Genomic DNA, 793 nt, shown 5'->3' with positions numbered 1-793 from the left:
CCTACACAKGTTCGGTGCGATAAGTCAGGGAATGGTCTGTTTGTGGCCAGGATATCTTCCCAGCTGGCTACACTTTTTGCCAAGTCCACTTCCGGAAGATTCATCCGATTGGTCATGAATTCTTCTCGGTTGGCTGGATTATTAGCAAGTTGCTTAAATTGAGTTAAAACCTTTTGAATAATCCTTTGGCATATGGGCTCCTTGGTTCGCTGAACATAGGATTCGCCTTTTCCCAAAAGTCGGGATTATCAACCTCGTTAGGGTCATCAATTTTGCAGATGAAAGGGAATAAAGGGTCATCCAGGTCTTTTCCTTCMAGGATGTTCAWRGCKCGTTCTTTCATTTTGTCTARGAATCCTTCACGCACCTGTTAACTCAATAAGAAAAACGATACCTCTTATTGAAGTATCGCTCTCGTTAGTTTAAGAAGAACATCATTAATCAATCAAATGGTTYTTTTCAATTTTCTTTCTTATTTGAATCTGTAATTAATATTAAAAYTARGATTATTAGGCTTATTCCAAGTATAATTGYACCTACCATACTTACTCCCATTCCTGCAAATCCCCTAATTAACCTCAAAACTAACCTGCCCCGAAAAGAAGGTACGCTGACATGAACAAGTCAGCTTCCTGTTTTTTCTCTATTAAACCAATTGAATTAAATGTTTTTTTGCTTCGTAATCAACAAGTTTTTTATCCTGCTTAATTCGTGCAAGATAATCCGGATTGGCGATAAGCGGACGGCCAATCGCGGCAACGTCAATGGTGCCTTTTTTTAGTGCGTCCTCTGC

General features: G+C 39.3%; 2 pseudogenes. Both read right to left on the bottom strand.

Annotated features, from left to right (window positions below):
- Positions 1-367 (bottom strand): annotated as a pseudogene (locus AC1DUW_RS31095) (terminase large subunit); the annotation flags it as partial.
- A gap of 279 nt (positions 368-646) precedes the next feature.
- Positions 647-793, bottom strand: a pseudogene (locus AC1DUW_RS31090) (alkene reductase); the annotation flags it as partial.

Source organism: Peribacillus sp. P4_C12 (genome assembly GCF_056402095.1).
Note: the sequence above shows the minus strand (reverse complement) of the source record. Positions and strands in the feature narration are given on the sequence as shown.